The following is a 24,731-nucleotide window of genomic DNA, read 5'->3' on the forward strand; positions in this document are numbered from 1 at the left end:
GGTCACCTCGTCTCTTGAGCTCTCTCTTTCGCTCTTAACTGACCGCAAGCAGCATCAATATCTGATCCTTGTTCACGGCGAATCGTTACGTTAATACCATTCTTTTTAAGCGTTTTTTCAAAAGCAAAGATTTTCTCGCGTGGTGTACGTACATAGTTGCGTTCTGGAACATAGTTTACTGGAATTAAGTTTACATGGCACTTAATTCCTTTAATTAGTTTTGACAATTCTTCTGCATGTTCAACAGAGTCATTTTCTCCACCGAAAAGACCATATTCAAAACTTACACGTCTACCAGTCTTTTCTGTGTAATATTTAATTGATTCAATTAATTTGTCTAATTTATACGCTCTTGCAATAGGCATTAGCTTTTGACGTAGTTCTTGGTTTGGAGCATGTAATGACAATGCAAAGTTAATTTGTAATTGTTCATCAGCAAACTGATAAATTTTCGGAATAATCCCCGATGTAGATACGGTAATGTGCCTAGCACCAATGTTTAGTCCTTTATCATGATTGATAACTTTTAGGAAGTTCATCATCGCATCATAGTTATCAAATGGCTCACCAATTCCCATAATTACGATATGAGAAACACGTTCTCCTACTTCGTCTAGTTTTTGCTGAACTTTTACAACTTGTTCTACAATTTCACCAGCAAGTAAGTGACGTTTTAAACCACCTAAAGTAGACGCACAGAACGTACAACCAATTCGGCAACCAACTTGGGTAGTTACACAAATGGAATTACCATATTCGTGTCGCATTAATACCGTTTCAATGGAATAACCATCTTGTAATTGGAATAAAAACTTAATCGTGCCATCTTTAGATTCCTGGCTAATGATTGTTGATAGAGTAGTTAATGCAAATGAAGCTGATAATTTATCTCTCAATGATTTTGACAAATTGGACATATCTTCAAAAGATTTTACTCGTTTTTCATATAACCATTCATAAATTTGTGTTGCACGGAAAGCTTTTTCCCCATTTTCTTCTAACCAATCTTTCAATTCATCTAGACGTAAAGAGTAGATGGATTCTTTTAGTTCAGGTTTGTCTTTTTTCTCACGACGGGCCGGCTTTTCTTCTGCTTCTTCTACTAAATCTTGAATTCGTTCGTTAAATTTATTTTCATCCATTAGTACTAGGATTCTCCTTTTTTTTGAATGCAGCAACGAAAAATCCATCACTGCCAAAGTCTTGTGGGAATACTTGTAGCATTCCTTCTTGTTGTTTTTGAAGTAGATTATTTGGCAAGTTTTCTATTGGCACTAGTTCCATTTCTGGATGTGACGCTAAAAACTCATGAACTGTTCCTTCATTTTCTAATCGGTCTACAGTACACGTACTGTAAACTAAACGACCGCCAGTTTTTAAAACTTTCACAGCGTTATCTAATAATTGCAATTGTATGTTGTGTAAACTTTCGAAATCTTCTTCACGTTTTGTATATTTAATGTCTGGTTTTCTTCGTGTAACGCCTAAACCAGAACAAGGTGCATCGACAAGTATTGCATCATATGATTCCTTTTGAAGAAAATCAGCTGCATTTCTACCATCCACGGGGGCGGTTTGTATTATATTAATTCCTAGACGATTACTTGTTTCTTCGATTAAGTCTAACTTATGAGGATGGATATCTGTTGCTAAAATCGATCCTTCATTATTCATTTTTTCTGCTATATGTGTTGTCTTACCACCAGGTGCTGCACACATATCCAATACTCGATCACCAGATTTAGGATTTAAAACATTTGCAGGCATCATAGAGCTTTCATCTTGAATGGTGATGAAACCCTTTTTAAAGCATTCTGTATGTGTAACTTGTCCGCTAATAATATGAATACATTCAGGGATTAGATCACTCTTTTTTGCCGGAATCCCCTCTTCTTCAAGCATGTTTAATACATCTGGAACAGAGGATTTTAACGAATTTACTCTGACAGTTAACGTTGGAGGTACATTGTTTTCTTCCAACATCGCTGTAGTTTTTTCAATCCCATAAGATTCGATTAATCTTTCAACTAACCATTCAGGGTGACTTGTTGCAATAGATAATCTTTTTGTAGGGTCTTGAATATCATCTAATGAACGTAAACCTTCTCTTTGAATAGAACGTAAAACACCGTTTACCATTGAGGAGATCCCTTTATGTCCTCTTTTTTTAGCAATTTCTACCGCTTCATTCACTGCAGCATGTGCTGGTATTCTAGACAGATAAACGACTTGGTACAATGAAAGACGTAAAAGCCATCTAACCCACAAATCAATTTTTGTACGAATAAAAGGTTCTAAATAAAAATCTAAAGTATATTTATATTGCAAAGTACCGTACGTTATTTCTGTAAGTAATGCACGATCTTTTATATCAATTTTGTATTTTTTTATGGTTTGATTTAATAATAAATTACTATATGCTTGATTTTTATCTACTGCTAAAAGAATAGTTAAAGCGGCATCTCGTACGTTACCATCCCAAATTGGCGCTTTCTTCTTTGATGTCATTCAAATCGGTCCCCAATCTGTAATTTCGAACCAGTCCCACGTAAATAATCTTCTGCTGTCATACGTTTTTTTCCTGCAGGTTGTAAATCAAGGATCGTCAAGGTTTTCCCATCACCAGTAACAATTTCAAATTGCTCCTTGTCAATTTTTACAACTGTACCAGGCTCTAAGTCTGAAGTTGTTACACCAACAGTTGCCCACCAAACTTTCACATTTTCTCCATTCAAAGTTGTATACGCAACTGGCCAAGGATGCAACCCGCGCACTTGGTTATAAATTGTGCGTGCATCATTTGACCAATTAATACGCTCTTGTTCACGTGAAATGTTATGAGCAAAAGTTGCTTCATCATCAATTTGCGGTATTCGAGCATTTGTACCGGCAATTATTGTAGGTAACGTCTCTTTCAATAGGTCACGACCTACGATACTCAATTTCTCAAATAGACCACCTGTATGATCCGTTTCTTCTATAGGAACTTCACTTTGAGATATAATATCGCCTGCATCTAGTTTTTCTGCCATATACATAATCGTAATACCAGTTTTAGTTTGTCCATCTACTATCGCTTGATGTATTGGTGCTCCACCACGATATTTTGGTAATAAAGAAGCGTGAACATTAATGCAACCTAGAGTTGGTGCATCGAGTAATTCTTTAGGTAAAATTTGACCAAAAGCAGCAGTTACAACGATATCTGGCTGTAAATTAATAATTTCTTGTAACTCTTCTGAATTACGAAGCTTTTCAGGTTGAATGACTGGCAAACCAAGACGTAAAGCTTCCTCTTTTACTGGCGGAGGAGTTAGTACTTTCTTTCTGCCAACAGGGCGATCAGGTTGAGTTACGACTGCTAAAATTTCATAACCTTCGTCATGCAACATCGTTAAAATCGGTACTGAAAAATGAGGTGTTCCCATAAAAACAACCTTTGTCATTTTACTCCTCCTCCCCATACATTTCTTCTAATTCTTCTTCCGTAATAATGCGCTTAATTTTTGAATCGAACAACACACCGTCTAAATGGTCAATTTCATGTAAAACAGCACGAGCATCAAACCCTACTGCTTCTACTTCGTACACTCTACCTTCTCGGTCACACGCTTCAAATTTGACATAAGTGGGTCTTTCAACCTCACCAAATAGACCAGGGAAACTTAAACAACCTTCTATATCAACATCCTTACCTTCAACTTCAATGACAGTAGGATTAATCATTTCTAAAATTGCTCGATCTTCGCCCATCTCTACAATCGCTACTCTTAATGGGACGTTTATTTGTGGTGCTGCTATGCCGACCCCATCGTATTCAACCATTGTGTCATATAAATCATCTAAAAGTTGTATGATGTCTTCGTTTATTTCCGTCACTTCTTGACACGGTTTTGTTAATATTTCTGCTGGATGTTTAACCACTTCTTTAATAGCCATATATTATAAACCTCTTTTCTAAAATCCAATTTCCTTTAGAGGAAAACGATGCTTAATCCTGGAGTCTCGCTGCGCTGTTCTTTGCAGAAAATTATGAATGTAGTTAAATCGATGAAGGATTTAAATCCACTGTCAGCTGAATTCCTTTTTTTATCCAATCAGATCTATATATTTTTATTAATTGGATAAACGTATCGATCAAGTTTGGTTCCACCTTGTATTTTATCAAACATTGATATCGATATCTATTTTGTAGACGACTAATACTTGACGCCGTTGGACCAATTATAGATACATTAAACGATAAATTAGACCGTAAATAGTCAACCGCTTTTCCTGCATATTCACTTGCCATTAATACATCCTCATGCGAAACCTGTATGAGGGCAAGATAATAGTAAGGCGGATAACCTGCTTGGTGCCTCGTCCACATTTCTCTTTCATAGAATGGTTCATATTGCTGATCTTTTGCAAGTTCGATTGCATAATGTTCTGGTGTATATGATTGGATAACTACTTCACCTGGCAATGTATGTCTCCCAGCGCGCCCACTTACCTGCGTTAACAACTGAAACGTTTTTTCTGCAGAACGAAAATCTGGTAAATGAAGGGATGTATCTGCACTTAGTACTCCAACTAGAGTAATATTTGGAAAATCTAATCCTTTAGCAATCATTTGGGTCCCAAGTAAAATATCTGCATGTCCTTTTCCGAATTCCTCTAAAATACGCTCGTGAGATCCTTTTGTTTTCGTGGTATCTACGTCCATGCGCAGCACTCTAGCTTCAGGAAAAAGTTTAGCAATTTCTTCTTCCACCTTTTGTGTTCCTGTACCGAAATAGCGAATATGATCACTCTGACATTCTGGGCAAATGGTTGGAACTCGTTGTTCAAATCCACAATAATGACATTTAAGCTTTTCATTTGCACGATGATAGGTTAGAGATATATCGCAGTTTTCACATTGAACAACTGTTCCACAATCTCTGCACATAACGAAGGAGGAATATCCTCTACGATTTAAAAATAACACCATTTGCTCTTTTCTATCTAAACGAGTACGGATGGCATCAACGAGTTTTTCTGAAAACATTGAACGATTACCATTTTTCAATTCTTCTCTCATATCAACAATTTCCACTTGCGGTAATAGAGAATGACTTACAGCACGGTTTTTTAATGTTAGTAACGTGTATACTTTTTTCTTAGCTCTTGCAAAGGATTCTAATGACGGCGTGGCACTTCCTAAAATGACTGGACATTGGTGAAACTTACTACGCCAAATCGCAACATCCCGCGCATGATATCTAGGTGTATCCTCTTGTTTATAAGTTGACTCATGTTCTTCATCTATAATTAGAATTCCTACATTTTCAAAGGGAGCAAATACAGCAGAACGAGCACCAACAACGACTTTTACTTTACCTTCGTGTATTTTTCGCCATTCATCGTATTTTTCACCGACAGATAATCCACTGTGCATAACGGCAACTAGTTCACCAAAACGCGAGCGAAATCGTTCAGTCATTTGTGGTGTTAATGAGATCTCTGGCACCAAAACGATTGCTTCTTTACCATCATTTAAACAATGTTCAATTGCTTGAAGATAGATTTCTGTTTTACCACTACCTGTAATTCCATGCAATAAAAACGTTTCAGAAGCTTGTTGTTCCATTGCATGAATGATTTGCTCTAGGGCGATGGATTGCTCATCCGTTAAATCAAGAAACCCTGTCTTCTTCACGTCTTTTGTAAAAACTTCACGATACACTTCTTCTTGTATAAATTCAGCTGCGCCTTGTTCAATCACTGAATGTAGTACGGGATCAGAACAGTTTAATTTTTCTAATATATCTTTTGGATTGAAGATTTGACCAACATGCTCCATCATCCATTCGACAAGTTCTTTTTGCTTTTTTGCTCTATTAGAAATACTTTCATAAATCGTATGAAGTTCAGTTATTGAATCTATAATTTTTACTTTACGAACTTCTTTTATTGTTCCTTTTTGTTTAACAACATTTTCTATTACAATTTGTTTTTGTTTTATAGCAATTTTTAGTTCGTGTAACAATTGATCCTTTTCAAACACATTATAATTGACCTTTTTTGTCTGCTTGAAATAGGGCTGTAGAAGAAATGATAGTTGTTCAACATTTACTTGTAAAACAGCAAATTTCTCGTATTTCGCCCTTAATGCAGAAGGTAACATTGCCTGCAGTACATCAATTTCGTAACAAATTGTGTCATGCTTGAGCCATTTTGATAGTGTAAGCATTTCACTTGTCAGTACTGGTTCTATATCAAGAAGTTTGGCAATGGGCTTCATTTTTTCAATTGCAAAATCAGTTTCATTTTTTATAGACACTACAAACCCTAATACATTTCTTGGACCAAAAGGTACCTTTACGCGACTACCACTCTCGATTAAGTCTCTCATTTCCTCTGGTATTAAATAATCAAAGGGTCGATCAACAGGATATGCTGCCACATCCACGATTACTTCTGCGATACTACCATTCATTGTTTGTTCGCTTCTTTTTCAAAATGTTCCACGACTAATTGAGTAATTTTTTCAGGCTCCTCTAAACGTCCTTTTCCAACATATCCACAAGCTAAATAACCTTCAGAAGGCTCGATAAATAAACAACCATCTTCTGATAATTGAGCAATATTGCGTTTAATTGCAGGATGATCATACATGTGAACATTCATAGCTGGAGCAATCCAAACTGGGCTTGTCGTTGCAAAATATGTAGTTGTTACCATATCATCTGCAATTCCGTTGGCAAATTTGCCGATGATATTCGCTGTCGCTGGAGCTACAATCACTAAATCTGCCCAATCAGCTAAATCAATATGGGCGATTTTACTTGAATCCTTTTCATCAAACGTATCAAAATAAACATCATTTTTTGACATCACTTGAAAGCTAAGAGGTGTTACAAATTTTTGTGCTGATTCTGTCATGATCACTTTTACGTTAAAGCCTGCTTGTGTAAGCTTACTTACAAGTGCTACCGCTTTATATACGGCAATTCCACCCGAAACACAAAGTAAAACATTTCGATTTTTCATAAATTTTCACCCTTTCAAATGATAAGCTCCCAAAGAAATTTCTCCGGGAGCTTTAACTTCTGTCTATTAAGTAAATTGTATCAGTTAAATTTCGTCTTGATAAATTGTTGATTCATCTTGTTTTTCTTTCATTAATGTACCAGCTGCGATTTCTTCTAAAGCTTTACCAACTGGTTTATAGGATACATAAGTACCTAACTTTTCATTGCCTTCTTCTTGCATTTGACGCGCTCTTTTTGAAGCTAAGCTTACTAATGAATATTTTGAATCAATTTTATTTTTTAGTGAATCGACTGATGGGTATAACATAAATTTATTCTCCTCTCAACATGGACAAATATAGTTTTTCAACACGTTCTCTCTTACAATGTTCTGCAACAATGATTGAGTTAATTTTATCACAAGCTTTTTGTATTTCATCATTTTCTACTACATAATCGTATAGACTCATCATTTCTAATTCTTCTTTTGCAGTAGCAATTCGTTTTTGAATGATGTCTTCTGTTTCGGTACCGCGGTTGATTAGTCTGTTTTGTAATTCAGAAAAGCTAGGTGGCGCAAGGAATATAAATAATGCATCTGGTGCTTTTTCTCTAATTTGAGCAGCTCCTTGCACTTCAATTTCCAAAAAGACATCTCTGCCCGCATCTAATGTTTCGTTAACATATTCAATTGGAGTACCGTAATAGTTTCCAACGAATTCAGCATGTTCGAGTAAACCACCTGTTTCAATTAAAGCCTCAAATTCCTCACGAGATTTAAAGAAATAGTCAACGCCATCTACCTCACCTTCGCGAGGTTTACGTGTTGTCATCGATACGGAATATTCATAATTTGTGTCGGGCTGCGAAAACAATTCTTTACGTACCGTGCCTTTACCTACACCAGAAGGGCCAGATAGAACAATTAATAAGCCACGTTCTTTTCTCATATTTTACAGTCTCCCTTCCTATAGTATTTACTATTCTTTCACTTATTCAATATTTTGTACTTGTTCTCGCATTTTTTCTAATAAAGTTTTTGATTGTACAACTGCGACAGAACATTCAATTGACTGATTTTTTGACCCTATTGTATTAATTTCGCGCAAACATTCTTGCATTAAAAAATCAAGCTTTCGCCCGATCGATACATCCTCATTCAGTGTATCCACTAATTGTGAAAAATGACTTTCAAGACGATCCAATTCTTCAGAAATATCAATCCGTTCAGCAAACAAAGCAACTTCTGCAAGTATTCGATCATCCAAATCTTTAGAAACCGTAATTTCTTTCATTCGTTCAATTAGTTTCACACGATACTTTTCTACAGCCTGTGGTGAGAATTTCCGGATAATTTTTAGTTGTTCCATTAATTCATCCTTATATTGTAACAAAAACGTCTTTAATTGTTTACCCTCAAGTTCTCGCATTTGAATTAATTGCTCTGCTGCCTCGTTTAGAGCACTTTGAGTAGCCAATTTTAGCTGTTCTATAGGGATTTCGCTTTTTTCATACAGTATTGCATTTTCTAAGGATAATATATCTTGCATGGACCAATTTTCTTCCATGGCAATTCTGCTACTTAGTTGTTCTTTAGCTCCTATGTAGGCTTCAATAACGGGCCAATTCACTTGAACATTGAAAGAAGATTGTTCTTCCATTTTTACATTAATAGTAATGTCTAATTTCCCACGACTTACAAGTTGTGATAGTTGTTTTTTAGCTAGCAACTCAATTTCAAGCCATTCTTTCGGAAATTTAGAATGGATTTCAAGAAAACGATGATTGACTGAACGAATTTCTACTGTTAGCTGGAAATCATCGGTTGTTGTGACACCTCTGCCAAAACCAGTCATACTACGAACCAAGGCTTGTCACACCTTTCTGTATAATTTTCAATTATAACACATGTATTTTAAATTATAACTTATGAAATGGTAGAAATACACTCACTCCAACTTAAAAAACATAACTCGACTCAAATAAGACGAGTTGATGTCTTTTCTAATGCGGATTTCCAATAACTTATACTTTATTACCCGCGAAAAATAATCGAGCATTTCGGTTGAAAGGAAAATCTTACACATCCTAGCGAAAAAAATTATATAATGGAGTTTGATTATATAGAAATTATAGAAACGAGGAATCTATCATGGCATTTGATGGATTATTTACATTAGCTTTATCAAAACAATTACAAAAACTTCAATCAGGACGTATTACTAAAATTCACCAGCCAAACGCACTTGAAGTCGTACTTCATATTCGTGCGGGAGGAGGAAATCATAAATTACTATTCTCGATTCATCCTTCATATGCGAGAGTTCATTTAACAGAGCAACCAATTGATAATCCAAGTGAACCCCCAATGTTTTGTATGCTCCTTAGAAAACATATCGAGGGCGGATTTATTCAATCAATTCAAACAGAAGCCTTTGAGCGGGTCATCTCTTTTGGGATTGAAAGTAAAAATGAAATCGGTGATACAATTTACCGTAAACTAACGATTGAAATCATGGGACGCCACAGTAATCTAATATTAATTGACAGCGAGACAGATAAGATTATTGATAGTTTAAAGCATTTACCTCCGTCGGTGAATAGTTATCGTACAGTTTTACCAGGACAGCCATATATTGCACCTCCTGAACAAAATAAAGTGATTCCAACAAGCATTTCTGATAATGAAGTAGGATCATTTTTCATGAGCGAAAAAACTGCCAAAGAAGTAGTAGATCACTTTAAAGGTTTTTCCATCATACATGCAAACGAGTTATTACACCGCATTAAAGATGGAGATGTTGTAGAAAACTTCCATACATTTATGGGGAAAATTGTTAATAGCAGCGAACCTACCTATCTAGAACTGAACGGGAAGACTTACTTTTCACCAACAAAATTAACACATCTTTCGGAGCAAGGAACGACTTTTAATAGCTTAAGTGAATTATTGGATCGCGTCTACTATGCCCGGGCTGAAAGAGATCGCGTAAAACAGCAAGCTGGCGATCTTGAACGATGGCTACAAAACGAAGTCAATAAATTAAAACTGAAACTAAAAAAATTACAAAAAGATCTGGATAATGCTTCTAAATTAGATAAGTTTCAGCTTTATGGCGAACTATTAATGGCAAATCTATACAATTTTGAAAAAGGGTTAAAAGAAGTAACTGTGACTAATTATTACAGTGAGGAAGACGAGCAAATTACGATTCCTTTAAGTGAAAGAAAGACTCCTATTGAAAATGCACAAAGTTATTATACAAAATATAACAAAGCAAAAAATGCCCTTGTAATGGTTCAAGAACAAATTGAAAAAACAAAACAAGAAGTGGATTATTTTGAAATGTTGACTGCACAAGTTGAACAAGCTGCACCAGCTGACATTGAGGAAATTCGTGAAGAACTTGCGGAGCAAGGATACTTGAGAATGCGTACTTCAAAGAAAAAGAAAAAGGTATCCAAGCCTGAGCCCGAAAAGTATGTTTCTTCTAGCGGCATTGGCATTTCTGTTGGAAAAAACAATAAGCAAAATGATTATTTAACCTTTAAAATTGCAAAGAGAACAGATATTTGGCTACATACAAAAGACATTCCAGGTTCCCACGTTGTTATTCATTCAAGTGAGCCAGATGAAACGACTTTATTTGAAGCAGCTACTTTAAGTGCTTACTTCAGTAAAGCGAGAGAATCATCCTCTGTTCCTGTAGACTATACAGAAATTCGCCAAGTGAAAAAGCCAAATGGTGCAAAACCAGGATTTGTTATTTATTTTGAACAAAAGACCTTGTTTGTGACACCAGATGAAGATCTCGTATTGAAATTAAAAACGAATAAACTTTCATAATTAGACGTCCTGCTTGCAGGGCGGTTTTTTTATTTTCCATTTCAAGTTTTAGGGAGATTTGTATCAATAAAAATAGGTTTGTTCGTGGGGAGGTGCTAATATATAATAAATGGTTTTAATACCCATTTCGAGGGGAGATATGAGGTTGAGTTCAATTCAAATAAGTCATGCTTGTGCGATTCTACTTTCAACAATGTTCTTTCCATTGAGTCTTGTGATTATTGAATTTTTTGTTAGTGGGAATTTTTCAGGTGAAGGATTTGCAATTGTTATGGCTATTGTAGGGCCTATCTTCTTTGTCATTGGACCAATTATCGGTATTATTGTTCATCTATTTAAGGTAAGAGATTTTTCTAAGAAGATTGCTGTTTATTCGATTGCAGGAATAATTTTAGGTTTGTGTTTTTACCTCTATATAAATAATGGAAATAATATTGGATGGTTTTTGTTTGCTGGACTGTTGATGACGATTATTTATTGTATAATTCAGTTCACAACTGAAAAAATGATAAGGAAGTTATTAATGAACAAAGGAATCGATTGAGTAAAATTTACTTTTCCTAGGTTTTGTTTTATTGAAATTATTATTTTGAATGGAGTTATTGATTTTTTCGCTTCCATCGATAACAATATTGATAGAATCAATGACAAAGGGTGTGGTTGAAATATGATTGTTAAGTCTAGAAAAAAGTCTCTAGAGTTACAAATTCTTTCTTACTTATATAATAGAATGGAATTTTCAGAGAAATATCTTTCTCGTTTACATGCTCTACAAAAGGGTTACGAAGGAGAGGCGCTCTTTGAATCATACATTGAACAACTTCAAAATAATTACCTTGTTTTGAGTGATTTATTTCTTCAAGTAAACAGTACTTCTTTTCAATTAGATTGCGTGATGATTACTGATGAAAAAATATTTCTTTACGAAGTGAAAAATTACGAAGGTGATTATTTTTATGACCCGAAGCAAGATCGAATATCCTCAAAATCTAAAGAAATTACAAATCCCCTTCCCCAATTAATCCGTGCAGAAACTTTATTACGTCAATTACTACAAACTCACGGAATTCGACTACCAATCGTATACAATGTTGTTTTCGTCAATCCCGAATTCACGTTATATAACGCTCCTAAGGATAAACCTTTTATTTTTCCAACTCAGATTCAACGGTATTTAAAACAATTTAATAATTACTCCATAAATCAGTTAAACAAGAATAGATTCGTTGCTGAAAAATTACTCTCACTTCATACATCAGATTCGAAATTCTGGGAAATCCCACCATATGAGTTTGATGATTTAAAGAAGGGGATTACTTGTGAGGTTTGTTTTTCATTTAGGACATCCGTTAAGGGTTATAGTTGTATTTGTATAGAGTGCGGACATAGTGAAGCCATTTCAATTGCTTTAACACGTTGTGTGGAGGAATTTAAATTGCTCTTTTCAGAAGATAAAATAACTACAAACGTAATTTTTGATTGGTGTCAAGGTATAGTGTCAAGGAAGACTATATTGAGGATATTAGAGAGTAACTATACAAAGGTTGGAAAGACGCGTTCAGCTTACTATAAATGATTTTTGCTTCACGGTAATATTTGGTTGGATCTCATTTGGACAACTTTTTTATATTACCGAGATTTCTATCCCAATAACCACTTTATTCGGACAACTTTTTGGTTTTTTCAGAATTTCTGTCCCAATAACCACTTTAATCGGACAATTTTTTGGATTTTCCAGGATTTCTGTCCTAATAACCACTTTATTTGGACAACTTTTTGGTTTTTTCAGAATTTCTGTCCTAATAACCACTTTATTTGGACAACTTTTTTGGATTACCTAGATTTTTGTCCAGATAACTACTTAATTCGGACAACTTTTTTTGGATTCCCGGATATCTGTTTGTCCAGATAACTACTTTATTTAGACAACTTTTAATAGTTTCTAAGATTTCTGTCATCGTCATATGGAAAACAAGGTGCACCTAATTATAGTGCACCTTGAGATCTTAATGGTGAAAAACAATTTATTTAATCTATCACCAGCGTCAACTCATTCAAGCTATTTCCCCGCCTGCAACGTACCTGCTTTCAATTCCGCATGCCATTCCTTCAAAAACGGAATTTGATCTTCCGAAATAGTTCCTGTTTCTGCAGCAGCTTCTACTAAGTAATCAAAGTTTGTCAGGCTAACATATTTCACGCCGATTTCTTCGAACGCTTTTTCTGCTCTAGGCAAGTTGTATGTGTAAACACATACGACACCTACTACTTCACATCCAGCATTGCGTAAGGCTTCAACGGCAGTTATTGAAGATCCTCCTGTTGAGATAATGTCTTCAACAACTACTACTTTTTGACCCTCACTAATTTTTCCTTCAATCTGGTTTCCACGACCGTGTTCTTTTGCTTTTGAGCGAACATACACCATTGGTAATTCCAAAATATCAGAAACCCAAGCTGCATGTGGGATACCAGCAGTTGCTGTGCCTGCCACGACATCCGTTTCAGGGAAAAACTCTTTAATATTTTGAGCTAACCCGTTTGCGATTTGCTTACGTGCTGTTGGATCTGAAATTGTTAGGCGTGTATCACAATAAATTGGAGATTTGATACCTGAAGCCCAAGTAAATAATTCAGTAGGATTGAGTTCTACAGCGCCTACTTTTAACATTGCATGTGCAATTTCTTTATGTAATGACATTTTATTTTTCCTCCCATAAGTCGACAACCGTTTTATATGCACTTACTGGATCCTGTGCATTTGTTATTGCTCGTCCAACAACAATCAATGAAGATCCATTGTTACGTGCATAATCTGGAGTCGCCACTCGTTTTTGATCATGACTTTCTCCGCCAGCTAAACGAATCCCTGGAGTAACACGAAGGAAGGCATCACCACAAGCTTCACCGATAAGACCAGCTTCGTGAACTGAGCAAACTACCCCATCTAAACCAGCTTGTTTAGTAATTTTTGCATAATGCAGTACAGACTCTATTAACGGTACTTGAATTTTTTGTTCATCCCATATTTGTTGTTCAGTTGTTGATGTTAATTGGGTAACTGCAATTAATGCAGCACGTTTTTGACCTGGAGAAGTACCTGCTTCTAGTCCTTCAAGTGCACCCTGCATCATATTAATCCCACCTGCAGCATGAACGTTAACTAAGTCCACTCCTAATCGAGCTAACCCTTTCATTGCAGATTTTACAGTGTTCGGAATATCATGAAGCTTCAAATCTAAAAAGACATCGTGGCCCAGTTCTTTTACCTTTGCTACAACACTCGGTCCTTCTTGTAAATAAAGTTCCATTCCAATTTTCACAAATAATGGTTCATGAAACTGTTTTAAAAATTGTACCACGTCTTTTTCACTCGGAAAATCTAGGGCAATAATCGGTTTATTGTTCACTTAACGGTGGCTCCTTCCAATGATATCTTTCACTCGCTTCACACCTAGTTCTTCTAATTTTTTAGGAAGCTCGTCTATTATTTTAGGGCATACAAATGGATCCACGAAGTTTGACGTACCTACCGCAACCGCTGAAGCACCAGCTGACATAAAATCAATGACATCCTGAGCATTCGTTACGCCACCCATTCCGATAATTGGAATTTCAACAGCTTTATAAACTTCATATACCATGCGAATTGCAACTGGCTTCACCGCTGGGCCAGATAATCCACCAGTACCATTTGCAATTACAGGTTTACCTGTACGTTCATCTAATCGCATACCTACTAATGTATTGATCATTGTTATGCCATCTGCTCCACCAATTTCAACAGCTTGAGCAATTTCTACGATATTCGTAACATTTGGAGATAGTTTCACATAAACAGGTACTTTTGAAACAACTTTTACAGCTTCTACTAATTGTCTAGCTACGACTGGATCTGTTCCAAATGTAATACCACCTTGTTTCACATTTGGACATGAAATATTTAGCTCTAATGCTTTTACATTTGGAGCTGTTGAAATTCTTCGTGCCACATCCACGTAATCTTCTAAAAGTGAGCCAGCAACATTCGCTATGATAGGAACATCAAAACGTTCTAACCATGGAAGTTCCTCACTCATTACTTTTTCTAATCCTGGGTTTTGTAAGCCAATTGCATTTAGCATACCAGCTGGAGTTTCAGCAACCCTTGGTGTTGGATTCCCGAAACGTGGCTCAACGGTTGTCGCCTTAATCATAATGGCACCAAGTTTAGATAAATCATAAAGATTCGCAAATTCTTTCCCGAATCCGAAACAGCCTGAAGCAGGCATAATTGGGTTCTTTAAATTTAAACCAGGAAGTTGAACACTAATATTACTCATAGCTTCACAACTCCTTTCGCAAATACTGGTCCGTCTGAGCATACTTTAACATAGTCTTTTTCACTCTTGTCAGTTGTTTTACAAACGCAGGCAAAACATGCACCAATTCCGCATCCCATTCGTTCTTCGAATGATAAAAATCCTTGTTTTTCTGGATAGAACGTTTCAAGTGCTCGGAGCATTGGTAGTGGCCCACATGCATAAAGCGTATCAAATTCTGGAGTTAACTCTCCTAGTAAATCTGTTACAAACCCTTTAGTTCCAAATGTCCCGTCTACTGTTACGTAATGTGTATCACCCAAAGATGAAAACTTTTCTTCATAAAAAGTAACGTCTTCCGTCGCAAATCCGAATACATGAATTGTACGTATGCCACGTGCTTTTAACTGTTTAGAAAGTTCGTATAACGGGGGAACTCCAATTCCACCTCCGACTAACAATGCAGTACCACCTTCAGCTACAGCATCTACCGGAAAACCATTCCCTAATGGACCGAGCACATCTACCTCATCGCCAATTTGCTTTTGAGATAGGATTTCAGTTCCGCGTCCTTCCGCACGATAAATCAATGTAAACTCATTTGCTTCTTTATTAATATTTGCGATACTTATTGGTCTTCTAAGTAATGGCTCAAAGGAATCAGAAACACGTATATGGACAAATTGTCCAGGATTTGCATCCTGAACAATGTTCCCTTGCAATGTCAGTTCGTAAATATTTTTTGCAATTTGTTCTTGTTGTACAACTGCCATTCGTTCTTGTTGAATCATGAATGAACTACCCCCGTTTTTGGCATTTCTTCTGCTGTAAATGTCATTGACTCAATGACTTCTAACATAGCTTCAGCAGTATCAAGTGAAGTTAAACATGGGATACCATTTTCAACAGATTCGCGTCGAATACGGAAACCATCACTAGCTGGTTGCTTCCCTTTTGTTAATGTATTAATCACAAGTTGTGCTTCGCCGTTTTGTATTACATCAATTAATGTTTTTTCTTTTGCACCGATTTTTCCGACAACATCCGCATGGATACCAGCATCTGCGAATCTTCGCGCTGTTCCTTCAGTTGCCATTATACGATAGCCAACTGTATTAAAGCGTCTCGCTAACAAGATTGCTTCTTCTTTATCTTTATCTGATACTGTGAACAGTACTGTACCATAAGGTTTTACCTCTGTGCCTGCTGCTACAAAACCTTTATATAATGCTTTTTCAAAGGTTGCATCTTTCCCCATAACTTCCCCTGTTGATTTCATTTCAGGTCCAAGCGTTATATCTACACGACGAAGTTTTGCAAAACTGAACACCGGTACTTTTACAAATACACCCTTTTGCTCTTTTGCAAGGCCGCATTCATAACCTTGTTCAATAATTGACTTTCCAAGAATTGCTTTTGTTGCGATGTTCGCCATTGGGATGTTCGTAATTTTACTTAAGAAAGGTACTGTACGGCTTGAACGTGGGTTTACTTCAATGACATAAATTTCACCTTTAGAAAGCACATATTGAATGTTCATTAAACCAATAATCCCTAAGCATTTTGCTAAGCGCGTTGTGTAATCTACTAAAGTTGCCTTTTGTTCTTTTGTTAACTTTTGTGGCGGATAGACTGAGATTGAGTCACCAGAGTGAACCCCTGCACGTTCAACGTGTTCCATAATTCCTGGAATCAATACATTTTCGCCATCACAAATTGCATCTACTTCAATTTCTTGACCAGTTAAATAACGGTCTACTAATACTGGATGATCTGGCGATGCTTCTACAGCATGTTCCATGTAGTGAACTAATTCATCTTCGTTATATACGATTTCCATCGCACGACCGCCAAGTACATATGAAGGGCGGACAAGAACTGGGAATCCAAGTTTTTTACTAATTGCTACAGCCTCATCAGTAGAAACAGCTGTTTCACCTGCGGGCTGTGGAATACCTAATTCACGTAATGCTTGTTCGAATTTATCACGATTTTCAGCACGATCAATATCTTCTAAACTAGTTCCTAAAATTTTCACACCATAGGAAGCTAATTTATCTGCTAAGTTTATAGCCGTTTGACCACCAAATTGAACTACAACTCCGATTGGCTTTTCTAAGTCAATAATGTGCATAACGTCTTCTATTGTTAAAGGTTCAAAGTAAAGTTTGTCTGAAATTGAGAAGTCTGTTGATACTGTTTCAGGATTTGAGTTAATAATGATTGCTTCATAACCTGCTTCCTGAATAGCCCATACTGAGTGAACCGTTGCATAGTCGAACTCTACCCCTTGACCGATACGAATTGGACCAGACCCTAATACAACTACTGATGGTTTTTCCGTTACGATTGATTCGTTTTCTTCTTCATAAGTTCCATAAAAATATGGTGTTGTCGATTCAAATTCGGCAGCACAAGTATCAACCATTTTATAAACTGGGATAATGCCTTCATCCTTACGGAAAGTATAGATAGCTTCAGCTGTAGTTTCCCAAAGCTCTGCAATTTTTTTATCAGCAAATCCCATACGTTTAGCTTCTTTTAATACTTCTGCATCATTTATGTTTTTTGCTAATCGTTGTTCCATATCAATGATGTTTTTCAATTTATATAGGAACCAAAGGTCAATTTCTGACCATTCATGGATCTTTTCTACAGTTATACCTCTACGCAGTGCTTCACCGATGAAGAACAATCGTTCATCACCAGCTTTACGTATACGTTTTTCAATCCATAAATCCGAATTTTCTTCTGCATTTTTTAACTCAATATGCACATGGCCAGTTTCAAGGGAACGCACTGCTTTTAAAATGGCTTCTTCAAAATTACGTCCTAATGCCATTACTTCCCCAGTTGCTTTCATTTGTGTTCCTAAATTACGCTTTGCAGATTCGAATTTATCGAATGGGAAGCGAGGTATTTTCGCTACTATGTAGTCAAGTGCAGGCTCAAAGTCCGCGTATGTTGAGCCAGTTACTGGGTTTTTGATTTCATCTAACGAAAGTCCAACAGCGATTTTTGCGGCTAGTTTTGCAATTGGATAACCTGTTGCTTTTGATGCTAATGCTGATGAACGTGATACACGAGGATTTACTTCAATTACATAATAATTAAAGCTATTTGGATCAAGTGCTAACTGCACGTTACATCCACCTTCAATTTTTAAGGCGCGAATAATATCAAGGGAAATATTACGTAACATTTGATATTCACGATCCGATAATGTTTGAGATGGTGCTACTACAATTGAATCACCTGTGTGAATGCCAACTGGGTCAAAGTTTTCCATATTACATACAACAATGGCATTATCCTTTGAGTCTCGCATTACCTCGTACTCAATTTCTTTATATCCAGCAATTGATTTTTCAAGTAAACATTGAGTAACTGGGCTATATTTTAATCCACTCTGAACAATTTCCTCTAATTCCTGATCATTGTGACAAATACCGCCACCTGTTCCGCCAAGTGTAAATGCAGGTCGAACAATTACAGGGTAACCAATCTTCTCTACGAAAGCTTTTGCTTCTGCTAAGTTATGAATAATGTCTGATTCTGGTACTGGAGCACCTAATTCATACATTAACTTACGAAATAAATCACGATCTTCCGCTTTATGAATGGCATCCAACTTTGTTCCTAAAATTTCAATGCCTAGTTCATCTAAAATTCCTGAATTTTGAAGTTCTATTGCCATATTCAATCCCGTTTGACCACCAAGTGTTGGTAAAATTGCATCTGGGCGTTCTTTTCTTAAAATTCTTGATACGAATTCTAAGGAAATTGGTTCTATATAAACTTTGTCTGCAATTTCTGTGTCCGTCATAATTGTTGCAGGGTTAGAGTTGATCAGTATGACACGGTAGCCTTCCTCTTTTAATGAAAGACAAGCCTGAGTTCCCGCGTAGTCGAATTCTGCTGCTTGACCAATGATGATTGGTCCAGACCCAATTACTAAAATTGTTTCGATATCTGTACGTTTAGGCATGTTGTTTCTCCTTCCCTGCATGAACTTCCATTAGTTCAATAAATTCATCAAATAAATGATTCGAATCCTCTGGCCCAGGTGATGCTTCAGGGTGATATTGAACTGTGAAAGCTGGATAAATTTTATGACGTAAACCTTCAATTGTTCCATCGTTTAATGCTATGTGAGTTATTTCTAATTCTGTTCCTTTTATTGAATCTTCATCAATGGCATAGCCATGATTTTGAGAAGTTAGCTCTGTACGGCCAGTACGTAAATCTTTTACAGGATGGTTTGCACCTCGGTGTCCAAATGGTAATTTGAAACTTTTCGCACCACTAGCTAATGCAAATAACTGGTGACCTAGACAAATACCGAAAATTGGCACTTTTCCGATTAAATTGCGAATCGTCTCAATTGCTTCTGTCACATCTTGAGGGTCTCCGGGTCCATTGGATAGCATAATGCCATCTGGATACCATGCTAATATTTGATCTACAGGTGTGTTGTATGGAACGACTAACACGTCACAATTACGTTTATTTAATTCTCGTAAAATACCATGTTTCATCCCAAAGTCTATTAAAACAACACGTTTTCCGCGTCCTGGACTTGGATAGGCTGCTTTAGGTGACACTTCACGAACATGATTTGTTAGATGTGGAGTATTTTGTAACTGAACTACAACTTCATCAATATTAATTTCTGCGTTAGCTTCTGTTAATATTGCACGAACAGCACCTTTTGATCGAATAATACGAGTTAGCTTTCTTGTATCAATCCCTTCAATTCCAGGTATGTCCATTGATATTAAATACTCATTTAAACCCATATCCGAGCGGAAATTGGAAGGTTGTTTCGCTAGTTCACGCACAACCATTCCACGAATTGAAGGATTTATCGATTCGAAATCATCACGATTAATACCATAATTTCCGATTAACGGATATGTGAAAGTAACAATTTGTCCATAAAATGAAGGATCTGATAATGTTTCTTGATATCCTGTCATACCTGTTGTGAAAACAACTTCACCTTGGGAAGCTCTATCACTTCCAAACGCAATCCCTTTAAATACTGTACCGTCTTCTAAGACTAACATTCTACTTTTCATTAATGACCTCCTCGTATACGACGTTGCCTCCACAAATAGTCATAATTGGCCAACCTTTTGCTTTCCACCCGTTAAACGGTGTGTTACGACCTTTTGATTCAAACTTTTCAATTTCGATCGTTTGCTCTTTATTTAAGTCAATGATTGTTAAATCTGCTGATCCACCTACTTCAATTTTTCCATATGGTAAGTCAAAAATTTCAGCAGGTTTAACTGACATCCAATCAACCAATTGTTTTAAAGTCCATTTTTTAGTGATAACGAAATTTGTATATAGTAATGGGAATGCTGTTTCAAATCCTACAATTCCAAATGGTGCTCCTACCATTCCACAACATTTTTCTTCTTCTGTGTGTGGTGCATGGTCTGTTGCGATACAATCAATTGTTCCGTCAAGTAATGCTTGATGTAATGAATCTAAATCAGATTTACCACGTAATGGTGGATTCATTTTCCAGTTCGCATCATCTGAAGGGATATCCATTTCTTCAAGTAGTAAATGATGTGGACAAACCTCTGCAGTAACACGAATCCCTGCTGCCTTAGCATCACGAACCGCGCGAACCGATTCTTTTGAAGACACGTGGCATACATGGTATCTAGCACCTGCTGCCTCTGCTAACAGAACATCTCTTGCAATCTGTACTGATTCACAAATTGAAGGAATACCTGGAAGGCCTAGTTCTTTATTTCTTATTCCTTCATGCATTACACCGTCATAGATTAATGAATTATCTTCACAATGGGCAACGACTACCGCATCTATCTTCGCAGCATCTTGCATTTGTTCATACATAGTAGATGATAGTTGAATTCCTATACCATCATCTGAAAATGCAACTGCACCATGTTCTTTTAATTCCGCGATATTTGTACGCTTTTCACCAGCTTCGTTAACAGTTAAAGATCCGTATGGTAATACTCGAACAACTGCACTTTCTTCTATTAAACCCATAATTAAATTTAAGTTTTCAATTGAATCTGGTACTGGTTTTGTATTTGGCATTGCACAAATTGTTGTGAAACCACCTTTTGCAGCTGATTTTGTACCCGTTTCAATCGTTTCTTTATGTTCAAAACCAGGTTCGCGTAAATGTACGTGAAGATCCACAAATCCAGGAGATACGAAACATCCATTTCCATCGATTACCTCAGCTCCATCAGGTTGTTCTCCACCAATATTTGCGATCACCTTATTCTCAATTGTAATACTCGTGCTTACTAATTCACCTTGTTCGTTTAACATTTGAATATTTTGTATGTACTTCATCATTACTCTCTCCCTTTCAGAATCGTTTCAAGAATTGCCATTCTCACATAAACGCCGTTTCGCACTTGACTGAAAATTCTTGAACGCTCGCTCTCCACAAGTTCCGAAGTAATTTCTACATCACGGTTTACTGGAGCTGGATGCATAATTATTGCATTCTTTTTCATTTTTGATGCACGCTCTACTGTTAAACCATATTGTTCATGATAGCTTTCTTTTGAAAAGCCACTGTTCACTGCATGTCTCTCATGTTGAACACGTAGTAACATGACAACGTCACTATCTTCAATCAATCCATCCCATGAATGGTGCGCTTCAAAATCTCCAGCCCATTCTGGTGGACAAAGGTAGCGAACATTTACTCCTAAGTTTCTTAATGCTATTGCGTTTGATTTTGCTACACGACTATGTGATATATCACCTGCAATCGTTACATTTAACCCTTCAAACTGTCCAAATTCTTTATGAATGGTATATAGGTCTAATAAGCTTTGAGACGGATGTTGTCCTGCACCATCACCTGCGTTAATGACAGCAACATTGATTCCTTCGAGTAATTCATTGTAGTACTCGTCTTCTTTTGCTCGAATGACAACAGCATCTAAACCGATCATTTCTAATGTTTTCACTGTGTCGTACATTGTTTCACCCTTTAATGCACTTGAAAAGTTAGCATCGAATGGAATGATCGTACAACCTAATTTTCTTTCTGCCATTTCAAAACTTGTACTTGTACGTGTACTTGGTTCAAAAAATAGATTCGCAATGTTATATGATCGGGCGAGCGTTGGTTGTTCGCCTCTTTCAAACTCTTCAGCTCTTAAAATTATACTTATTAATTCTCTATTTGTTAAATGTTCCATAGATAGTAAGTTTTTCATTCGTATAGCCTCCTAAGTATAAACTTCTTTATAAAAAATGCCTCGCATAACGCGAGGCAACAGGAGGTATAAGCTGAACTTATAATATAGGCTCAAACTCATATATCCCCTTTTTTGCCTCTCTGGACAAATCTTTAAAAGGTTAACTTCGTTTTGTTCTATTAGTTTTTAAAAACTATTTAGTTGTTTCATAGATTTCTTTTTCTTCTTTATCTCGACCAGGTAAAACTAGGTTAAGGATTACACCTACGATTGCTGCTAGTGCCATGCCTTCGATTGCAAATGTTTCTGTAAATCTTAATGCTGCTCCACCAATTCCAATAACTAATATTACTGAAGCGATCACCATGTTACGGTTATTCCCAAAGTCTATGTTATTTTCAACTAACATTCTTAAACCACTAGATGCGATGATCCCAAATAGTAGAATTGAAATTCCGCCAAGGACCGCTGTTGGGATAGTTTGTATTAACGCCATTGCTTTACCTACGAAGGAGAATAAAATCGCTAAGATTGCTGCTCCTAAAATTACATATACTGAGAACACTCGAGTAATTGCGAGAACACCGATATTTTCACCGTATGTCGTTTTTGGTGGTCCACCGATAAATGCACTTACAAATGTCCCTAATCCATCCCCTAACAATGAACGGTGTAAGCCAGGGTCTTTAATATAATTTCGATTTACAACTTTACCTAAAACTAATTGGTGACCGATATGCTCTGCAATCGTTACGATTACAATCGGAACCATTCCTAGCAATATCGTAGATGTAATATTAAATTCGTAGTGAACACCAGGGATTAAGAATTCAGGTAGTGCAAACCAAGCTGCTTCGTGTACTTTTGTAAAGTCTACAATTCCGATAATGCTTGAGTAAATATATCCAATTATTAGTCCTAGCAATATTGGCATTGTGCTTAAAATATTTTTAAAGAAGATTGTGAAGATAATCGCTGCAAACAGTGTTACTAGTGCTGCTGAGAAATGAAGTACACTATATTGTGGTACACCATCAACTGTAATGTTCATCGCCATACCTACTGCTGTTCCAGCTAACCCTAATCCGATAACCATAATTACAGGTGCTACAACGATCGGAGGTAATAGACGCATCAACCATTTATACCCTGTTTTCCAGATGATTAAGGAAACAACTCCGTAAGTAACACCTACTGCCATTGCCCCTATCATCGCATTTCCAGGATTAATACTTGCCCCCGTTGTTTGATCTATTCCTGCCACCACAATAATTGGAGAAATGAAAGCGAAGGAAGAACCTAAGTATGCAGGTACTTTAAATTGAGTAATTATTAGAAAGATAATTGTTGCGATACCACTTGTTAATAATGCAATTGCTGGGCTTAACCCTACTAATTGAGGTACGAGTATAGTTGCACCGAACATCGCAAACATATGTTGAAAACTTAATGTGATCAACTGACCAGCTGAAGGTTTATCATTAATATCTAGAACAGCATTTTTTGTCATTTCATTTCCCCACTCTCTACTTAATCCATTTTGTGTAGCGTAACTTTGTCTTCCCCGTCCACTTCTGAAATGTTAACAACAATTTGCTCAGTGCTTGAAGTTGGGATATTTTTACCTACATAGTCAGCTCTTATTGGTAATTCACGATGTCCTCTGTCGATTAATACTGCTAATTGAATTTGTGATGGTCTACCTAAATCCATAACTGCATCTAATGCTGCACGAATTGTTCTTCCTGTAAAGAGTACATCATCTACCAGAATGATTTTTTGGTTTTCTACCACATAATTAATATCAACATCTTTTACTCTTGGTTCGCCAGTTTCATACTTTTTTGATAAATCATCGCGATACAACGTGATGTCAAGCTCTCCAGTACGAATCGGTTTACCTTCAATCATTTTGATTCGATCTGCTAATCTTTTTGCAAGGTAATCTCCTCTTGTTTTAATACCTACTAAAATACATTCATCAATTCCTTTGTTTCGTTCAATGATTTCATGGGCAATTCGTGTAATTGCTCGATTCATTGAAGGTCCATCTAAAAGTTCTGTAAATTTTTCTGACATGGGAAATCCTCCTTTTAATTTTAAAATTTCAGTCTGAAGTGAAGATGCTTTTACAATTCACCGTAAAAAAACCTCTTAAGCATTCGCTTAAGAGGTTGATAGTTGTGTTTATGGGCATGTTTAAATAAGCTGCTTATCCATATTTATGTACAAGTATACATAAATAGTGAGTTTTCATGCGAGCTTTTCAAACATTTCACAAATACCTTTTCAGCCTCTCTGGACTGCCTTTAAAGGTGAATATTTAATTTTGTTAGCCTTAAGTTTTTTAAAGGCTATTATTTCATTCACT

21 protein-coding genes and 1 pseudogene are annotated in these 24,731 nt (G+C 36.4%); 3 read left to right on the top strand and 19 right to left on the bottom strand.

Features of this window, described 5'->3' with window-relative positions:
- Positions 1-2: 2 nt before the first annotated feature.
- The 9 genes and pseudogenes from rlmN to CD29_RS00515 all read right to left on the bottom strand — a co-directional run bounded on the left by rlmN (position 3) and on the right by CD29_RS00515 (position 8,866).
- Positions 3-1,142: a 23S rRNA (adenine(2503)-C(2))-methyltransferase RlmN gene (gene rlmN, locus CD29_RS00475; RefSeq protein WP_036181690.1), complete on the bottom strand. Its 1,140-nt coding sequence runs from the start codon at positions 1,140-1,142 to the stop codon at positions 3-5.
- Positions 1,135-2,508 (bottom strand): 16S rRNA (cytosine(967)-C(5))-methyltransferase RsmB, encoded by a 1,374-nt coding sequence (gene rsmB, locus CD29_RS00480; RefSeq protein ID WP_036181692.1) that lies wholly within the window; start codon positions 2,506-2,508, stop codon positions 1,135-1,137. Before rsmB ends, rlmN begins: the two co-directional genes overlap by 8 nt.
- Positions 2,505-3,446, bottom strand: a complete 942-nt coding sequence (gene fmt, locus CD29_RS00485; protein ID WP_036181694.1) for a methionyl-tRNA formyltransferase — start codon at positions 3,444-3,446, stop codon at positions 2,505-2,507. Before fmt ends, rsmB begins: the two co-directional genes overlap by 4 nt.
- Position 3,447: 1 nt before the next feature.
- The gene (gene def / locus CD29_RS00490; protein WP_036181697.1) at positions 3,448-3,939 is read right to left on the bottom strand and encodes a peptide deformylase; all 492 of its coding nucleotides are present in this window, start codon (positions 3,937-3,939) and stop codon (positions 3,448-3,450) included.
- Positions 3,940-4,042: 103 nt separating this feature from the next.
- A complete protein-coding gene (gene priA / locus CD29_RS00495; protein WP_036182112.1) occupies positions 4,043-6,463 on the bottom strand; it encodes a primosomal protein N' in 2,421 nt (806 codons plus the stop codon).
- Between the two features lie 11 nt (positions 6,464-6,474).
- Positions 6,475-7,017, bottom strand: a pseudogene (coaBC, locus tag CD29_RS20125) (bifunctional phosphopantothenoylcysteine decarboxylase/phosphopantothenate--cysteine ligase CoaBC); the annotation flags it as partial.
- 84 nt (positions 7,018-7,101) lie between these two features.
- The gene (rpoZ, locus tag CD29_RS00505) at positions 7,102-7,326 is read right to left on the bottom strand and encodes a DNA-directed RNA polymerase subunit omega (protein ID WP_036181700.1); all 225 of its coding nucleotides are present in this window, start codon (positions 7,324-7,326) and stop codon (positions 7,102-7,104) included.
- A 4-nt stretch (positions 7,327-7,330) separates the two neighbouring features.
- Positions 7,331-7,948, bottom strand: coding sequence for a guanylate kinase (gene gmk / locus CD29_RS00510; RefSeq protein WP_036181703.1), 618 nt, complete (start codon positions 7,946-7,948; stop codon positions 7,331-7,333).
- Between the two features lie 42 nt (positions 7,949-7,990).
- Complete coding sequence (locus CD29_RS00515; protein ID WP_036181706.1) at positions 7,991-8,866, bottom strand: YicC/YloC family endoribonuclease; 876 nt, start codon at positions 8,864-8,866, stop codon at positions 7,991-7,993.
- A 284-nt stretch (positions 8,867-9,150) separates the two neighbouring features.
- Here CD29_RS00515 and CD29_RS00520 point away from each other — a divergent pair, with 284 nt between their 5' ends.
- The 3 genes from CD29_RS00520 to CD29_RS00530 all read left to right on the top strand — a co-directional run bounded on the left by CD29_RS00520 (position 9,151) and on the right by CD29_RS00530 (position 12,421).
- Positions 9,151-10,845 carry an Rqc2 family fibronectin-binding protein gene (locus CD29_RS00520; RefSeq protein WP_036181708.1) on the top strand — a complete coding sequence of 565 codons (1,695 nt, stop codon included), beginning with the start codon at positions 9,151-9,153 and terminating at the stop codon, positions 10,843-10,845.
- A gap of 145 nt (positions 10,846-10,990) precedes the next feature.
- Positions 10,991-11,389 (top strand): hypothetical protein, encoded by a 399-nt coding sequence (locus CD29_RS00525; RefSeq protein ID WP_036181711.1) that lies wholly within the window; start codon positions 10,991-10,993, stop codon positions 11,387-11,389.
- A 123-nt stretch (positions 11,390-11,512) separates the two neighbouring features.
- On the top strand, positions 11,513-12,421 hold the full coding sequence (locus CD29_RS00530; protein WP_036181714.1) for a nuclease-related domain-containing protein: 909 nt from the start codon (positions 11,513-11,515) through the stop codon (positions 12,419-12,421).
- Between the two features lie 483 nt (positions 12,422-12,904).
- Here the strand turns inward: CD29_RS00530 and pyrE are convergent, their stop codons facing one another.
- From pyrE to pyrR, 10 genes are all read right to left on the bottom strand, one after another.
- Complete coding sequence (gene pyrE / locus CD29_RS00535) at positions 12,905-13,546, bottom strand: orotate phosphoribosyltransferase (protein ID WP_036181716.1); 642 nt, start codon at positions 13,544-13,546, stop codon at positions 12,905-12,907.
- A gap of 1 nt (position 13,547) precedes the next feature.
- Positions 13,548-14,255, bottom strand: coding sequence for an orotidine-5'-phosphate decarboxylase (gene pyrF, locus CD29_RS00540; protein WP_036181717.1), 708 nt, complete (start codon positions 14,253-14,255; stop codon positions 13,548-13,550).
- Positions 14,256-15,167: a dihydroorotate dehydrogenase gene (locus tag CD29_RS00545; RefSeq protein ID WP_036181719.1), complete on the bottom strand. Its 912-nt coding sequence runs from the start codon at positions 15,165-15,167 to the stop codon at positions 14,256-14,258. It lies immediately after the preceding gene.
- Positions 15,164-15,937: a dihydroorotate dehydrogenase electron transfer subunit gene (locus CD29_RS00550; protein ID WP_036181722.1), complete on the bottom strand. Its 774-nt coding sequence runs from the start codon at positions 15,935-15,937 to the stop codon at positions 15,164-15,166. Before CD29_RS00550 ends, CD29_RS00545 begins: the two co-directional genes overlap by 4 nt.
- Positions 15,934-19,134, bottom strand: coding sequence for a carbamoyl-phosphate synthase large subunit (gene carB, locus CD29_RS00555; protein ID WP_036181725.1), 3,201 nt, complete (start codon positions 19,132-19,134; stop codon positions 15,934-15,936). The genes CD29_RS00550 and carB overlap by 4 nt, the downstream gene beginning before the upstream one ends.
- On the bottom strand, positions 19,127-20,227 hold the full coding sequence (locus tag CD29_RS00560) for a carbamoyl phosphate synthase small subunit (protein ID WP_036181727.1): 1,101 nt from the start codon (positions 20,225-20,227) through the stop codon (positions 19,127-19,129). Before CD29_RS00560 ends, carB begins: the two co-directional genes overlap by 8 nt.
- Entirely contained in the window at positions 20,217-21,500 is a 1,284-nt protein-coding gene (locus CD29_RS00565) for a dihydroorotase (RefSeq protein ID WP_036181729.1), read from the bottom strand. Before CD29_RS00565 ends, CD29_RS00560 begins: the two co-directional genes overlap by 11 nt.
- Positions 21,500-22,378: an aspartate carbamoyltransferase catalytic subunit gene (locus CD29_RS00570; protein ID WP_036181730.1), complete on the bottom strand. Its 879-nt coding sequence runs from the start codon at positions 22,376-22,378 to the stop codon at positions 21,500-21,502. Before CD29_RS00570 ends, CD29_RS00565 begins: the two co-directional genes overlap by 1 nt.
- A gap of 175 nt (positions 22,379-22,553) precedes the next feature.
- Positions 22,554-23,870, bottom strand: a complete 1,317-nt coding sequence (locus tag CD29_RS00575; protein ID WP_036181732.1) for a uracil-xanthine permease family protein — start codon at positions 23,868-23,870, stop codon at positions 22,554-22,556.
- A gap of 20 nt (positions 23,871-23,890) precedes the next feature.
- Positions 23,891-24,439: a bifunctional pyr operon transcriptional regulator/uracil phosphoribosyltransferase PyrR gene (pyrR, locus tag CD29_RS00580; protein WP_036181735.1), complete on the bottom strand. Its 549-nt coding sequence runs from the start codon at positions 24,437-24,439 to the stop codon at positions 23,891-23,893.
- Between the last annotated feature and the right edge of the window lie 292 nt (positions 24,440-24,731).

This window comes from Ureibacillus manganicus DSM 26584 (genome assembly GCF_000772945.1).
In the GTDB taxonomy this organism is placed as follows: Bacteria; Bacillota; Bacilli; order Bacillales_A; family Planococcaceae; genus Ureibacillus; species Ureibacillus manganicus.

What these genes read in the sequence shown, in the direction of transcription:
- rlmN (WP_036181690.1), bottom strand. Translation starts at nt 1,142, where the DNA reads ATGGATGAAAATAAATTTAACGAACGAATTCAAGATTTAGTAGAAGAA.
- rsmB (WP_036181692.1), bottom strand. Translation starts at nt 2,508, where the DNA reads ATGACATCAAAGAAGAAAGCGCCAATTTGGGATGGTAACGTACGAGAT.
- fmt (WP_036181694.1), bottom strand. Translation starts at nt 3,446, where the DNA reads ATGACAAAGGTTGTTTTTATGGGAACACCTCATTTTTCAGTACCGATT.
- def (WP_036181697.1), bottom strand. Translation starts at nt 3,939, where the DNA reads ATGGCTATTAAAGAAGTGGTTAAACATCCAGCAGAAATATTAACAAAA.
- priA (WP_036182112.1), bottom strand. Translation starts at nt 6,463, where the DNA reads ATGAATGGTAGTATCGCAGAAGTAATCGTGGATGTGGCAGCATATCCT.
- rpoZ (WP_036181700.1), bottom strand. Translation starts at nt 7,326, where the DNA reads ATGTTATACCCATCAGTCGATTCACTAAAAAATAAAATTGATTCAAAA.
- gmk (WP_036181703.1), bottom strand. Translation starts at nt 7,948, where the DNA reads ATGAGAAAAGAACGTGGCTTATTAATTGTTCTATCTGGCCCTTCTGGT.
- CD29_RS00520 (WP_036181708.1), top strand. Translation starts at nt 9,151, where the DNA reads ATGGCATTTGATGGATTATTTACATTAGCTTTATCAAAACAATTACAA.
- CD29_RS00530 (WP_036181714.1), top strand. Translation starts at nt 11,513, where the DNA reads ATGATTGTTAAGTCTAGAAAAAAGTCTCTAGAGTTACAAATTCTTTCT.
- pyrE (WP_036181716.1), bottom strand. Translation starts at nt 13,546, where the DNA reads ATGTCATTACATAAAGAAATTGCACATGCAATGTTAAAAGTAGGCGCT.
- CD29_RS00545 (WP_036181719.1), bottom strand. Translation starts at nt 15,167, where the DNA reads ATGAGTAATATTAGTGTTCAACTTCCTGGTTTAAATTTAAAGAACCCA.
- CD29_RS00550 (WP_036181722.1), bottom strand. Translation starts at nt 15,937, where the DNA reads ATGATTCAACAAGAACGAATGGCAGTTGTACAACAAGAACAAATTGCA.
- carB (WP_036181725.1), bottom strand. Translation starts at nt 19,134, where the DNA reads ATGCCTAAACGTACAGATATCGAAACAATTTTAGTAATTGGGTCTGGA.
- CD29_RS00560 (WP_036181727.1), bottom strand. Translation starts at nt 20,227, where the DNA reads ATGAAAAGTAGAATGTTAGTCTTAGAAGACGGTACAGTATTTAAAGGG.
- CD29_RS00565 (WP_036181729.1), bottom strand. Translation starts at nt 21,500, where the DNA reads ATGATGAAGTACATACAAAATATTCAAATGTTAAACGAACAAGGTGAA.
- CD29_RS00570 (WP_036181730.1), bottom strand. Translation starts at nt 22,378, where the DNA reads ATGAAAAACTTACTATCTATGGAACATTTAACAAATAGAGAATTAATA.
- CD29_RS00575 (WP_036181732.1), bottom strand. Translation starts at nt 23,870, where the DNA reads ATGACAAAAAATGCTGTTCTAGATATTAATGATAAACCTTCAGCTGGT.
- pyrR (WP_036181735.1), bottom strand. Translation starts at nt 24,439, where the DNA reads ATGTCAGAAAAATTTACAGAACTTTTAGATGGACCTTCAATGAATCGA.